Genomic DNA, 12,554 nt, shown 5'->3' with positions numbered 1-12,554 from the left:
CTATGCCGCCTTCCTTGACGGGCCCGTTCTGGGAGAGGACCCTACAGCGCTGGAACGCCGTCTGCTGGGCGCTGTACGGCCTGCTCGCCGCAGCCATCGTGGCGCTCGACCCGCCCGGAGAGGCCAAGATCTGGTCGCTGGTGCTGATGGGCGCGGTCGCCGGCTCGTATGCGGTGGTGGTGCGCTTCCCGAGGGTGCTGCGTCCGCACGCGTACCTGGGGGTGCTGGTCGTGGCCCTGAGCGGGCTGGCCTACCTGCGCCCCGGGTACGCGGCGCTGTTCATGGTGACGCTGCCGCACTTCTGGATCTTCGCCGGGTCGTGGCGCGCTTCGGTCGTCTTCAGCGGCGCGGGCGCCGTGGGCACGCTGGCCACCAGCGTCCTGCGGGCCGGGTGGAGCGCGGAGTTCTTCACCTCCAACGTGGTCTCCACGCTGATCGTGTACGCAGCGAGCGTTCTGATCGGCATCTGGGTGCACCGGGTGGTCGAGGAGAGCCACGAGCGCGCCCGGCTGCTCGCCGAGCTGGAGCGCGCCCAGGCCGAGCTGTCGCGGGCGCACCAGCGCCAGGGCGCGGCCGACGAGCGCGAGCGGATGGCGCGCGAGATCCACGACACGCTCGCGCAGGGCTTCGCCTCGATCATCGTGCTGGCCGAGGCCGCGCGCTCCGGGCTCGGCCGGGCCGACGGCCGCAGCGCCCAGCAGTTGCGCTCCATCGAGTCGACGGCGCGCGAGAACCTAGCCGAGGCCCGCGACCTCGTCGGCTCGGCGCGGCAGTACGGCGGGGCGGCCGCCGGGTCCGTGGCGGCGACGTTGCGCCGCACCCTCGACCGCTTCACCGAGGACACCGGGCTCGCCGTCACCGCGGAGCTGGCCGAGATCGACTGCGACCAGCAAACCCGCATCGCGCTCCTGCGGTGCACCCAGGAGTCCCTGGCCAACGTGCGCAAGCACGCGCGGGCGTCCACGGTTGGCGTCGTGCTGGCGCAGCAGCCGTACGGGGTCGAGCTGGAGATCACCGACGACGGCGTCGGCTTCGAGACCGGGCGGTCGCGCGGCTTCGGCCTGGACGGGATGCGCAAGCGGCTGGCCGAGCTGGGCGGCGAGCTGGCCGTGACGAGCTCGCTCGGCGACGGCACGCGCGTCTGGGCGATGATTCCCCTAGAGAGCGAGCCCCTGACATGACAGCCCGTGACGTGACAAGGACATCTGTGGTGCGCGTCGTCGTGGTGGACGACCACGCGGTCATGCGGGCCGGGGTCGTCGCCCTGCTGGCCGCCGAGCCGAGCATCAAGATCGTCGGCGAGGCGGGCGACGGGCGGGCCGCTCTGGAGCTGGTAGAACGGCACGACCCGGACGTGGCGCTGCTCGACCTGCGCATGCCGGTCCTGGACGGCGTGGCGACCACGACGGAGATCGTCGCCGGACATGCGAGCACCCGTGTGCTGATCCTGACCACGTACGACACCGATGAGGAGATCGAGCGCGCCGTGGAGGCCGGCGCCATCGGCTACCTGCTCAAGGACACCACCCGTCAGCAGCTCGTGGACGCCATCCACGCGGCGGCCCGCGGCGAGACGGTGCTGGCGCCGAGGGTCGCCGAGAAGCTGATCGCCAAGCTGCGCAGACCCGCGCACGTCGCGCTGACCTCCCGCGAGGCTGAGGTGCTCAACGGGGTCGCCGACGGCCTGACCAACGCCGAGATCGGCGACCGGCTGGTGATCGCGGAGGCGACGGTGAAGACGCACCTGCTGCGGTTGTTCGCCAAGCTGGACGTCAACGACCGCACCCGGGCCGTGGTCGTCGCGCTGGAACGCGGCCTGCTGCGCCGCCCCCCGCACTGACGGGCTTGGATTCTCCGCGATTACTACCGGGACCCCAAACAGCCAACTCGGCCAGCCCGAGCCTGTGGGAAGCAGGACGCTTCAAGCCGGGCCGACAGGGAACAACACGCGCGGCTCCAAATCCACCAGTCCGCCGAGGTCGAGCAGGTGCTTGCTCTGGCGGTAGCCGACGATGTACTCGTCGTACGCCTGCAGCAGCCGCACCGACGGGGCCGGAACGAGGGCGTTCCCCGGCGCGGACCAGTAGATGACGTCGTCGACGCGGACGCGCGCCGACCACCTCCTGGTGCTCACCGCGCTTGAGGGACAGGACCGCGAACCTCGCGCTTATGGCTGCCCGGTTCAGCGCCGGGCCTTACCTGCCTGACAAGATCATCTCGCTCTGACCTGCGAGAAGGGGCCAAGAACCCAAGATAGCGATTGTTCGGTGGCCGACGGCGGCGTCGGTTCGCCATGTGACTTCGCGTTCGTACGACGGCTGTTCGTGGCGCGCGCGCTGCCAGGAGAGCATCGCCACTGAAGCCCGCTCCCGCCTCCTAGGAAATCTACTTTGTAAAGGGCGCCGGTTGGGACAGAACAATATCGGGAGGATCCAAAGGCACGGGCTTCGCCCGTACGTCATCCAAAATCAAGAGTTGCCCGGGCGGTCGCGCCGAACGACGGTCGTCCACGGTGTCCCCGTTGACGACCCGGCGCGTTGTCCGGCGAGAGATCCGGCTATTCCCGCCGCCCTCGGGGGCATCCAGTTCCCTTTGCTAGGCTGACTTTAGGTCTAAACTCCAAGGAGGGATGAACATGACACGCACGACAGTGGTCACCGGCGGGGGCACCGGCATCGGCAAGGCGGTGGCAGCGCGCTTCGCTGCCGACGGCGACCGAGTCGTGATCATCGGCCGCCGCGCCGACACGCTGGAGCAGGCAGCCAAGGAGATCGGCGCCACCGCGCTGCCGGCCGACCTGAGCGAGCCGGCGCAGGTCGAGCGCGTGCGCGCCGACCTGACCGAACGCTTCGCCACGATCGACGTGCTGGTCAACAACGCGGGCGGCAACGTCGAGACGCACGGCGGTTCCGACGGCCTCGCGGAGCGGTGGACGGGCAACTTCCGGGCCAACGTGCTGACGTCGGTGCTGGCGACCGAGGCGTTCCGCGAGCTGCTCAACCCGTCCGGGCGGATCGTGTTCATCAGCTCGATCGCGGCCTTGCGGGGTTCGGGCGGCACCTCCTACGGCCCGATGAAGGCGGCCCTGCACCCGTACGCGTTCGACCTGGCCACCGCTCTCGGGCCGCGCGGCATCACGGTGAACGTGGTCGCCCCGGGGTTCATCGAGGACACCGAGTTCTTCGGCGGCACCCTGGACGACGGACGCCGCGCGACGCTCGTCGCGCAGACCCACACCGGTAGGCCCGGCACGCCGCAGGACATCGCCGGGACCGTGCACTGGCTCGCCTCGCCCGACGCCGGGCACGTCACCGCGCAGATCATCCAGGTGAACGGCGGCGCCGAACGTGGCCGCTGACCCGCCGCGCGACGGCGCCGACGCCATCCAGGACGCCTGGCGGCGCGAGCTGCCGGGCGTCCCGGTGGAGTCGATCGGGGTCATCACCCGGATCTGGTGGGCGGCCAAGGTCTTCGGCGACGAGCGCCGCCGCCTCCTGGCGAAGCTGGGCGTGGACGTCGCGACGCTGGATCTGCTGTCCACGCTGCGGCGTAGCGGCCCGCCGTACCGGATGAGAGCGGGCGAGCTGGCCGAGGCGTGCATGGTGACGCGCGGCGCGATCACCCAGCGCGTGGAGCGGGCGGCCCGGGCCGGGCTGGTCGAACGGACCACCGCCGGGTCGGGCTACCACGCGCGCGCGGTCACCCTCACCGACGCGGGCAACGCCCTGCTCGACCGCGTCGTCGCCGACCTGCTCGCCACCGAGGACCGCCTCATCGGCCACCTCGCGCCCGAACGCCGCGACCAGCTCGCTGACCTGCTGCGCGACCTGCTCGCCGGACTGGACGGCACGACTGTGACCGGGCAGGTCGGGGACTGAACCCCACGTTCCGAACGTGGCCTCGATCCGTCGTATCAGCCGGCCGGCTGCTTGACCCTTATCGCGACGGCGCGACGGGCTGAGGGTGAGAAGGTCCCCTCAGCTGTGCGTGGCCCAGTAGCGGCAGTGATGTTGTGCTGCGACATCTCCGGGGGTGTGGACATCGTTCGCGCTGTTACTGGTCAGCGGCTTCCAGCGGGGCAGGCCGGGACCGTTCGGGTTGCCCGTGGCGGCGAAGTTGGTCCAGTAGCCGATCATCTGGTCGGCCAGCCGGCGCTGGCCGGATGAGGGACGGGTGTCGATGGCGGCTCCCAATCCGTCGAAGAGATAGGACAGTTCGGCGCCGTGGTAGGCACCCAGGGGAAAGGTGCGGGGGACGGGGAAACCGGCCGGTCTGGGGGCGTCGCTGTCGGCGAACTCGTACTGATAGACGGCGGTCTTGCGGGCGAGCAGGCGAGCCGTGGACGCCGGCCGGATACCTTGCCGACACCCGCTTCGCGGCCCGGCCGTAGGCGGTGCGCAGGAACTGCTGGTAGGCCTCCTGGTTCAGCGGCCGGCCTGGCCCGTCGAAATACATGGCGACGAAATACCTGGCCTCGTGCGCGGTGGTGCCGGCCATGAGCGGTACGCGGTGGAAGCTTCCCTCGGCCACCGCCCGGCCCGGCTCCTGCGGCAGTGTGTCCGTTCCGTAGGAGGGTGCCCAGGTGGCGGGCACCTTCTGCTGCGCGGCGAGCAGTCGTGAGGTGGGCACGCGGCGCAGGCAGGGCATCGTCCGCGTCGCGTCTGCGCGTCGAACAGATCCGCACCGAGGACGATCTCCAGAGCGCGGTTGCGGCCCGCCCGGGCCAGCAGGTACTGCGTGCCGCCGCCACCGGGCACGATGCCGCCCAGCACCTCCATCTGGCCGAGCCCGGCCCGGCCGATCGCCGCGAAAGTCATGTCGGCCGCCGCGACGAACTCGGCCCCTCCGCCACGAGCCATCCCGGCCAGCTTGACGATCGTCACTTGGGGCTGGGTGCGCAGGGCCTCGCCGAGCGCCTGGAAGACGTTGAGCCCGGCCGGCGCCCCGGCGGTCGGATCGGCGGTGGCGTCCTCGTCGTCCACGAGCGTCATGTCGACGTGGGCGATGAAGAACTCCGGGTCGGCGCTCTCGAACACGACAACCTTGGCCGTCTCGTCCTGCCGCAATGTGGTCAGCAGCGTCATCAGGTCGGCCATCATCGCCAGGCTGAGAACGTTCACGGGAGGGTTGTCGATGACGGCCTTGACGACGCCGCGGTCGCGCGTCACGTGCAGGGTGGAGAAGGTGGGCTGGCTCACGCCGGGGACTCCTGTCCGGAGACGGCGACGGCAATGCGACAGTGGCTGCCACGCCGCTAGGTATCTGATGTATACCTATGGTTGGGTGATCGCCCGGGGGCGTCAATAACGCACTTTTGGCATCTCAAGCATCGCGGAGGATATCTAGGTGACCGATACCAGCGAGCCGGACTGGGTCTTCCGCGCCGACTGCCCGACCCGTCCGATCCTCGACCAGATCGCGGACAAGTGGTCGATGATGACGATGGCGGTGTTGGCCGAGCCGAAACGGTTCAACCAGATCAAGCGCCGGCTCGAGGGAGTCACCCAGCGCGTGCTCACCCAGACCCTGCGTCGTCTGGAACGCAACGGCATGATCGAACGCGGTGTCCTGCCGACCTCGCCCGTAGGGGTGGAGTACTCGCTCACGCCACTCGGCGAGTCGCTGCGTGAGCCGTTCTTGCACCTCTACACCTGGGCGGTCGAACACGCCGACGACATCGGCGCCCGGCAGGGGGCCTACGACGCGCGCTCCGTAAGTGCCCACTCCAGTGATGGTTTGAGCGCTCATCGTCCGTGATCGGCACGGCGGCAGTTTGCGGTCTCGGGCTGTTTGGACAACCGTCGGTCGGCGGGCCGCCCAGGCAAGGCATTCCGGCTCCTTCGTCGAGCTGGTCGCGCCACACGTCTTCGTTCTCCTCCAAGTAGCGAGTGATCTCGCCGGGGTCGTCGGCGATGCTCTCGGGGACAACAATGCGCAGGTCCATGGCGGATTCGGCTTCGACGTACAGCTCGAACGACACATTGATGGCGGTCTCGCCGGGCTCAATCGTTATCCTGGGCTCTTGGCCCCTTCTCGCAGGTCAGAGCGAGATGATCTTGTCAGGCGTGTAAGGCACGGTGCTGAACCGGGCAGCCATAAGCGCAAGGTCGCGGCCAGACCAGACCAGCGAGGTGCGACGCAGGAGACCGGGGGAAGGGCGCCGTCCGCGAAGCGGCCATGGTGGCGGGTGCAACGCCTCTATGCCATGGTGACGGCATGTCCGAAGATCAGATCCCCACGCCGGTCCCGCTTCCCCCGCCCATGCGCTACCTGACTGAAGACGAGAATAACCACGTCAAGAAGACCGCCTCCGAACAAACCCAGAATTATGAGGTGGATGAGACAGTGGCCATGGCAGTCGCCTACGCTGCTCTGGGCGCTATAGGCCTGTTCGCGACGCAGTCGATTCTTGCGGAAAGCAACGACGAGCACTGCAACGCGCTGAGACTGGCATGGGACGCCACACGGTCAGAGGAGAGGAAGTATCTCGGGTCGTGGTGGCAGTGCGTGGGATATCCCGGCCACTACGGCCGCCACTTCGCCTACAGCATAGTTGAGTGGTCTGACGGCGAGCCCGGCACTGTGCCCGCCACCAGGACGGCCTGACGGCCTCACGGCGCGGTGCGCACCGGTGAAAGGGGCAGTGTCCCCTGGTCGGCCCGGAACTCCAAGAGCTGCAGCGAGCCGCCACTCAACCTGGTCCGCTGCGCCCGCCCCCCTTGGCCGGAGCGCCTTCCGTTCTACCGCAAAGGGGGATTGGGGTGTCGAAGGTGATCGCTACCATCGCTGAGGGCGGAGTGACGTCCAGCCGGCTGCGCTGCCAGAACTCTCCAGCCTCCAGGTATGAAGGTCCAACTGAGGCGCAATTGAAAGGACAACCGTGGGCGAAGACTATGCATCCGAAGCCACACAGTTCATCGAGTCCTATTACTCAACGTTCGATACAAATTTCAAAGATATCGGGAGCATGTACCGGGAGAGCTCGGTTCTGATCTATACAGAAAACAGGATCGACGGTTCAGGCGACCCGGCCGTAGGCGTGCGCAGCATCGTACAGAAGCTCCAGGACATCCAGTCCTGGCCCGGCGCGGCCACGGTCAAGCACGACGTCGACCTGCCCATCGACGTGCTGCCCATGGCAGACGGCTCCCTACTCGTTGTGGCGCAAGGGGAGTTCAGGCCAAGTGGTGAACTGTCACTGAACTTCGCCGACACGTTCGTGCTCATGCAGGATGGCGGCGCGTACTACATCGGCTATGCCATCATCAATATGGTTGATTTCATAGTTGATTGATAGTTGTTGCCTGAATTCTACTCCTGGTGAGTTCAGTTCCTCCTCAGGGCAGGGCCGCGCGGCAGTTAGTGGCTCTGAGGCTGTGCGGGCCAGCTATGCCATGTTGGTGAGGTTGGGAGCCACCTCGGTGGTCGCGGTGGGAATATCGGTGCGCCACTCCAAGCGAGGGAGTGCCGGTGACGCGGGCGATGTTCAGGGCCAAGCTCTACGCGGAGATTCGCCATGCGTCCCGAGCCGGGTTGCCGGGTCGTGAGATCGCGGCGAAGTTCAAGGTGAGCCGCGACACCGTCGCCAGAGCGCTGGCGGGCCGATGGCCCGTGCAGCCGCTGCTCGTCGGTGACGTCCACCGCACGATGCCCCTTTCGTCTGTCATGGCCCCAGGGGCATCGTGCTCGCGATCGACTTGGTGGTCTCCTTGAGCCACCCCATCGTTCCTCGCGGTCAGCGGACGACGCGGTAGGAGAGGTGGGTCGCCGCCGGGGTCGCCATCACCTGGGTGCGTTCGAGGGTGATCGAGGAGTCGAGCGTGCCGAACAACGGCGTACCGCCGCCGACCAGGACCGGGACCACGTGCACGCGGATTTCGTCGACCAGCCCGAGCGGGAGCGCCTGCTGCATGACGGTCGCGCCGTGCAGCCCGACGACCTTGTCTCCCGCCGCTTTCCTGGCCTGCTCGATCGCGCCGGCCACTCCGTCGGTGACGAAGGTGAACACAGGCGGGTACGACCTGGTCGGCTTGTGGTGAGTGACCACAAAGCACGGGACCTCACCCATTGGGCCACCCTCGCCCCAGCCGCCCTCCCCCTCGTTCTTCTCAAACGACTTGCGGCCCATCACCACCGCACCCCAGTCTTCGATCACCTGCTCCAGGATGGCCCGATCCTCGTCGGTCGCCTGGGCGGACATCCACTTGTGCAGCATCCAGGCACCGTCGCCGAACGGGTTCTCACGGCTGTCGTTCGGGCCGGTGACGTACCCGTCGAGCGAGATAGACATGTCACAGATCACCTGTGCCATAAGTAACGCCTCTCTCTGTCGCATCCGGAAACACGGTCGCGGTTGTGTATCGTGACCTCCTTGTTCGACCGTGTGCCGCCAGTCTGGCGGATGGCACGCATCTGGACATCCGTGCTGAGCACTGAGCCGCTACTGGGCCGCTACGGAACGGTCACTGACGTACGCCATTCTGGTAGGCGTGGATCCGGTGGCCGAGCTGGCGTGTCCGGGCGCCTTGCGCACCTCCAGGTCCTCGGGTCGGGGAATGTGGAGCCGCGCCACGGCAGCCCGCCGGGTCGCGGCCGGGCGGCGGTCGTAGCGGGCGGTGGTCGTCGGGCTCGCGTGTCCACTCGTTATCTTCGGTTCTTGGCCTCTTCTCGCAGGTCAGAGCGATATGATCTTGTCAGACATGTAAGGCACGGTGCTGAACCGGGCAGCCGCCGGCCGGTCAAGGCACTGATCGTGCGGATGGCGCGGGAGAATCCGACCCGGGGGCATCGGCGGATCCAAGGCGAGTTGGCCCGCCTGGGCTACAGGATCGCGGCCTCCACGGTGTGGGAGATTCTGCACGCCGGCGGGAACAGCCCCGGACGGGCTGTTCCCGCGTACGATGTCTCGCCGGGGCCCGATGAGGCACGGACATCGGCAGGGAGGCGCCTGCCGGCTCAGCCGGTGCGCCAGCCGTGCTTGATCAAGAGGTTGCGCGCGTCGTCGGCGATGGCCACGTCGGCCACGACAGCGTAGCGAGCGGCTACCAGCGACTGGTTGGTCAACAGGTCGCCTCGGCCGCGCGCGGCCCAGCACGCGGTCACGCCGAAGGCGGCGCCGAGCAGCGCGCCGAAGGCCATCCCCGCCAGCAGCGCCGCCCACGGGCCCGTGACCAGTAGGACCATCAGGCTGGAAGGCAGGCCAAACCAGGCGCCGAGCGCAGCGCCCATGCCCGCCGCACGGGGAGTGGTCATCCGGCCCAGAACGTTCTCCATCAGGCGCAGGTTCTCCCCGACGATGCTCACTCGGTGCGCCGGAATACCGTTGTCGGCCAGGAAGGCGACCGCCTCACGGGCCTGTTCGCAGGCTGTCGTAGGAGCCGACCACCGGCCGGTCGCCGCCCGCGGCCGCAGATGCGATCGGCGGAGCGGTCTCGATCATGACAGGGTGCCTCCCTTCTAGGTGAGTCGCTTCAGGGCCGCACGCAGTTCGCGGACTTCCTGCTCCAGTTCGAGGATGCGGCGGATGGCGTTGAGCGTCATTCCCTGGCCGGTCATCGTGGTGACGTGCTGCAGCAGCCCGATGTCGTGGCGGGAGTAGCGGCGCTGCCGGCCGGGGGAACGGTGCGGGCTGACCACGTCGTGCTGGTCGAGCCGGCGCAGGAAGGCCTGCTGCACCTGCAGCATCTCCGCGACCTGACCCAGGGAGTACAGCGGAGCGTGCTCATCGTCGAACGGCATGCCGGCCATCCGGACCTCCTCTCGAATGGCAAGGGCGGGCCCGTCGGCACCCGCCCTTGCCATGGACGTGCGTATCAAGCCCGGATGGCCTTGACGTCGCCCTGCTGGATCTCGACCTTGCGGGGCTTGGCCCGCTCGAGCACGGGGATGCGGACCTTCAGCACGCCGTTGGCGTACCCAGCGTCGATCTTGTCGCTGTCGAGGTACTCCGACAGGTAGACGCGACGGGTGAAGGTGCCCATGGGGCGTTCGCGGACGAAGACCCGCTCGCCCTCGGGGATCTCCTCCTCGCGGCGAGCGCTGACGCTCAGCACTCCGCGGTCGACGGTGACCTCGATGGACTCGGGGTCGATGCCGGGCAGGTCGAACGTCAGCAGCACGTCGTCGTCGCGGCGCAGGCCGTCCATCGGCATGAGGGCGCCAGTGCCGGTGCCGAAGGTCCGGCGGGCCAGCTGGTCGAACTGGCGCTCGAACTCCTGGATGAACGGGTCGAGGGACGTGAGCAGCATGTCCAGCTCCCTTCGCGAGCTCTCCGAGAAGAACCTCCAACTTGGTTTGTATGTTAACTCCACCTATGAATGGATTCAAGCTGCCGAAAGACGTTGAGGTGCCTCGGATGGGCCGGGCGAGAAGAAGGGTTTGACACGAGCATCAGGCCCCGGCCATGGGAGACCTGCTTTCACATCGATCATGTGGCGTGGCGGCGGGCTCTTGCCTCAAAAGCGAAAGAAAATCTGTAGTCGCCACGGTAGACATTCGCCTTGTGGGCGGCTAGAGTTCCTGACATCGCAAGGGACGGATCCACGAGGGCAGCACGAGCACCACGATGGGGCTGCCCGGACGGACGTGGACAGCAGTACAGAACACAGCAGTACAGAACGAGGTAGAGGGCAGAAGGTCGGACTGCCGCGGCCAGTGTGGTTGAGCAAGAGGGCCGGGGCGGTGGACGCGCTGCCGCTTGCAGGAAGTCGGCGCCAGCGTTCGGGGTGCCGAGGTACGGATAACTGGAAGGGAGTGTTGAACGCCATCAGGATCGCCCGTCGCCGGCCACATGTCGCCGCACGGGTACCGCAGCTCCACGAAAAGGACGGTGGTCTACGGTCACGCTTACGCGATCCCCGCACCCCCGCATCGGGCGGCTGGTGCGGCATAAGTGAACCGCCCTGCAGCACACAGGCAGGGCCGGTCGATGGTGTTAACCTCTGGGCCCCGGCGCATCATGACGCCGGGGCCCCTGTTCGCATTCGGGAAGGTTGAATGGATCAAACACCTCAGGCAACGGTCACCGCCTCCAGTCAGGAGCGGCCCCGCCCCACCGGCGCTCACCCAGCCGATCACCCGGTCCAGGCGGTCGAAGCGGCCGGCAGTCTCGGGCAGCGGCTCGATGACGAGGACTATCCCGCCTACAGCATGGGCCGGGCCGCTGAGATCCTCGGCGTCACCCCGGCGTTCCTGCGCAGCCTCGGCGCCGCCAAGCTGATCGAGCCGCTACGCAGCGAGGGCGGGCACCGCCGCTTCTCCCGCTACCAGCTGCGCCTGGCCGCCCGCGCCCGCGAACTCGTCGACGCCGGCACCCAGCTGGAAGCGGCCTGCCGCATCATCATCTTGGAAGACCAGCTCGCCGAGGCGCTGCGCATCAACGAAGAACTCCGCCAGCGCCACTGACCGCTTTCGGCCCCCGGCCACACCCGGGGGCATCAGGACCGGCCGCGCCCGAAACGCCGGGCAGCCCCACGACAGCGAGGCCCGCGCGGCGTCGGCCGTTGAAGCTGACCGCCCTTCTCCGAGAAAGACGTCCCGTGACCGAGGACCACGGCTCCCCGAGCGCTTCACCGTCTCCATCGCCGTGCACGAGGACTACAACGTGGCGCGCGCGGCCGGCGAACTCGACTACCAATTCGCCGACCTGCTGCACCACCTGGTCAAAGACTCCTGTCAGTGCGTCTGCCGATAACGCCCTGCGTCACCAGATCACCGTCCTCGAACGACAACTCGGCGTCGGCACAAGGGTGAGGTTCGCCCCGGAGGGCCGGGCCTCCTCGCCGCCCTCCTGGCACCGCTGCCCCGCGACGTCCTGCGCCTGGTCCGGGAGAACCCGTCCTAGGGCTACCGGCGGGTCCACGGAGAGCTCACCACGCTCGGCATCACGATCGCTCCGTCCACGGTCTGGGAGATCCTCAAGCAGGAAGGCATTGATTCGGCAGCCGATCGGGCGTCCACCGCATGGGCCGACTTCCTGCGCTCCCAAGCCGAAGCTCTACTGGCATGCGACTTCATCGAGACCGTCACCCTTGGTGGGCGGCGTCAGTACACCCGGGCCGTCATCGAGCACGCAACCAGACGCATCCGCGTACCGCGCACCCGACCGCGAACTGGGTCGCCCAGGCCGTTAAGAACCTGGTGATGGATCTGTAGGACGCCGGTTGCCGGCTCCGCTATCTGATCCGTGACCGGGACGGGAAATTCCCGGAGCTCATGGACGAGATCCAGACCGTGCTCACCGGCATCCGGATGCCGCGGATGAGCGCGATCATGGAGCGGTGGGTGCAATCGTGCCGCCATGAGCTTCTCGACCGCTGCCTGCTGTGGAACGAACGCCACCTGCAGCACGCCCTGCGCGAGTACGAACAGTTCTACAACCGGCACCGAGCCCACCAAGCCCTGGCCCAGGCCGCCCCGCTACGTCCCGTTCGGCAGGCGCAGGGTCCTGTGCGGTGGCAGCTCGTTCGCGTCGCCGCTCACCGCGTACGTGGTGGTGCGCGGTGACGGTGGGCACTGGTCGCCGCGCGTGCCGATCGCCTGGCGGTCCTGCGGAC

Annotated in this window: 15 protein-coding genes and 2 pseudogenes; 9 read left to right on the top strand and 8 right to left on the bottom strand. The window is 68.1% G+C overall.

What is annotated here, in order from left to right; translation table 11 throughout:
- Positions 1-2: 2 nt before the first annotated feature.
- Positions 3-1,181, top strand: a complete 1,179-nt coding sequence (locus ABZX61_RS54915; protein WP_355208386.1) for a sensor histidine kinase — start codon at positions 3-5, stop codon at positions 1,179-1,181.
- A gap of 29 nt (positions 1,182-1,210) precedes the next feature.
- Positions 1,211-1,840, top strand: coding sequence for a response regulator transcription factor (locus ABZX61_RS54910; RefSeq protein ID WP_355208383.1), 630 nt, complete (start codon positions 1,211-1,213; stop codon positions 1,838-1,840).
- Positions 1,841-1,921: 81 nt separating this feature from the next.
- Here the strand turns inward: ABZX61_RS54910 and ABZX61_RS54905 are convergent, their stop codons facing one another.
- Positions 1,922-2,134, bottom strand: a complete 213-nt coding sequence (locus tag ABZX61_RS54905; protein WP_355208380.1) for a hypothetical protein — start codon at positions 2,132-2,134, stop codon at positions 1,922-1,924.
- A gap of 501 nt (positions 2,135-2,635) precedes the next feature.
- Between ABZX61_RS54905 and ABZX61_RS54900 the strand changes: the two genes are divergently transcribed.
- A complete protein-coding gene (locus tag ABZX61_RS54900; protein ID WP_355208377.1) occupies positions 2,636-3,358 on the top strand; it encodes an SDR family oxidoreductase in 723 nt (240 codons plus the stop codon).
- Positions 3,348-3,878 carry a MarR family winged helix-turn-helix transcriptional regulator gene (locus tag ABZX61_RS54895; RefSeq protein ID WP_355208374.1) on the top strand — a complete coding sequence of 177 codons (531 nt, stop codon included), beginning with the start codon at positions 3,348-3,350 and terminating at the stop codon, positions 3,876-3,878. Before ABZX61_RS54900 ends, ABZX61_RS54895 begins: the two co-directional genes overlap by 11 nt.
- Before the next feature lie 99 nt (positions 3,879-3,977).
- Here the strand turns inward: ABZX61_RS54895 and ABZX61_RS54890 are convergent, their stop codons facing one another.
- From ABZX61_RS54890 to ABZX61_RS54880, 3 genes and pseudogenes are all read right to left on the bottom strand, one after another.
- On the bottom strand, positions 3,978-4,331 hold the full coding sequence (locus ABZX61_RS54890) for a carboxylesterase family protein (RefSeq protein WP_355208463.1): 354 nt from the start codon (positions 4,329-4,331) through the stop codon (positions 3,978-3,980).
- Between the two features lie 163 nt (positions 4,332-4,494).
- Positions 4,495-4,647, bottom strand: a pseudogene (locus ABZX61_RS54885) (hypothetical protein); the annotation flags it as partial.
- Positions 4,648-4,673: 26 nt separating this feature from the next.
- Positions 4,674-5,168, bottom strand: a pseudogene (locus ABZX61_RS54880) (enoyl-CoA hydratase/isomerase family protein); the annotation flags it as partial.
- 178 nt (positions 5,169-5,346) lie between these two features.
- Here ABZX61_RS54880 and ABZX61_RS54875 point away from each other — a divergent pair.
- From ABZX61_RS54875 to ABZX61_RS54865, 3 genes are all read left to right on the top strand, one after another.
- Positions 5,347-5,757, top strand: coding sequence for a helix-turn-helix domain-containing protein (locus ABZX61_RS54875; RefSeq protein ID WP_355208372.1), 411 nt, complete (start codon positions 5,347-5,349; stop codon positions 5,755-5,757).
- A gap of 459 nt (positions 5,758-6,216) precedes the next feature.
- Entirely contained in the window at positions 6,217-6,606 is a 390-nt protein-coding gene (locus ABZX61_RS54870) for a hypothetical protein (protein ID WP_355208369.1), read from the top strand.
- Positions 6,607-6,880: 274 nt separating this feature from the next.
- Positions 6,881-7,294, top strand: coding sequence for a ketosteroid isomerase family protein (locus ABZX61_RS54865; RefSeq protein ID WP_355208366.1), 414 nt, complete (start codon positions 6,881-6,883; stop codon positions 7,292-7,294).
- Between the two features lie 441 nt (positions 7,295-7,735).
- On the opposite strand, the gene ABZX61_RS54860 is transcribed toward ABZX61_RS54865, so the two are convergent.
- The 4 genes from ABZX61_RS54860 to ABZX61_RS54845 all read right to left on the bottom strand — a co-directional run bounded on the left by ABZX61_RS54860 (position 7,736) and on the right by ABZX61_RS54845 (position 10,247).
- A complete protein-coding gene (locus tag ABZX61_RS54860) occupies positions 7,736-8,311 on the bottom strand; it encodes a dihydrofolate reductase family protein (RefSeq protein WP_355208461.1) in 576 nt (191 codons plus the stop codon).
- A gap of 644 nt (positions 8,312-8,955) precedes the next feature.
- Positions 8,956-9,303: a hypothetical protein gene (locus tag ABZX61_RS54855; protein ID WP_355208364.1), complete on the bottom strand. Its 348-nt coding sequence runs from the start codon at positions 9,301-9,303 to the stop codon at positions 8,956-8,958.
- 153 nt (positions 9,304-9,456) lie between these two features.
- A complete protein-coding gene (locus tag ABZX61_RS54850) occupies positions 9,457-9,747 on the bottom strand; it encodes a MerR family transcriptional regulator (protein WP_355208361.1) in 291 nt (96 codons plus the stop codon).
- Between the two features lie 65 nt (positions 9,748-9,812).
- Entirely contained in the window at positions 9,813-10,247 is a 435-nt protein-coding gene (locus ABZX61_RS54845) for an Hsp20/alpha crystallin family protein (RefSeq protein WP_344985638.1), read from the bottom strand.
- 901 nt (positions 10,248-11,148) lie between these two features.
- Between ABZX61_RS54845 and ABZX61_RS54840 the strand changes: the two genes are divergently transcribed.
- Entirely contained in the window at positions 11,149-11,403 is a 255-nt protein-coding gene (locus tag ABZX61_RS54840) for a MerR family transcriptional regulator (RefSeq protein ID WP_225966405.1), read from the top strand.
- Positions 11,404-12,213: 810 nt separating this feature from the next.
- Positions 12,214-12,504, top strand: coding sequence for an integrase core domain-containing protein (locus tag ABZX61_RS54835; protein ID WP_355208358.1), 291 nt, complete (start codon positions 12,214-12,216; stop codon positions 12,502-12,504).
- Positions 12,505-12,554 lie beyond the last annotated feature (50 nt).

It is taken from the genome of Nonomuraea sp. NPDC003709 (assembly GCF_040610775.1).
GTDB lineage: Bacteria > Actinomycetota > Actinomycetes > Streptosporangiales > Streptosporangiaceae > Nonomuraea > Nonomuraea angiospora_A.
This window is presented reverse-complemented; position numbering and strand designations above follow the sequence as displayed.

Coding starts and splice junctions, on each gene's coding strand:
- ABZX61_RS54915 (WP_355208386.1), top strand. CDS start 3: ATGCCGCCTTCCTTGACGGGCCCGTTCTGGGAGAGGACCCTACAGCGC.
- ABZX61_RS54900 (WP_355208377.1), top strand. CDS start 2,636: ATGACACGCACGACAGTGGTCACCGGCGGGGGCACCGGCATCGGCAAG.
- ABZX61_RS54870 (WP_355208369.1), top strand. CDS start 6,217: ATGTCCGAAGATCAGATCCCCACGCCGGTCCCGCTTCCCCCGCCCATG.
- ABZX61_RS54860 (WP_355208461.1), bottom strand. CDS start 8,311: ATGGCACAGGTGATCTGTGACATGTCTATCTCGCTCGACGGGTACGTC.
- ABZX61_RS54850 (WP_355208361.1), bottom strand. CDS start 9,747: ATGGCCGGCATGCCGTTCGACGATGAGCACGCTCCGCTGTACTCCCTG.
- ABZX61_RS54845 (WP_344985638.1), bottom strand. CDS start 10,247: ATGCTGCTCACGTCCCTCGACCCGTTCATCCAGGAGTTCGAGCGCCAG.
- ABZX61_RS54840 (WP_225966405.1), top strand. CDS start 11,149: ATGGGCCGGGCCGCTGAGATCCTCGGCGTCACCCCGGCGTTCCTGCGC.
- ABZX61_RS54835 (WP_355208358.1), top strand. CDS start 12,214: ATGGACGAGATCCAGACCGTGCTCACCGGCATCCGGATGCCGCGGATG.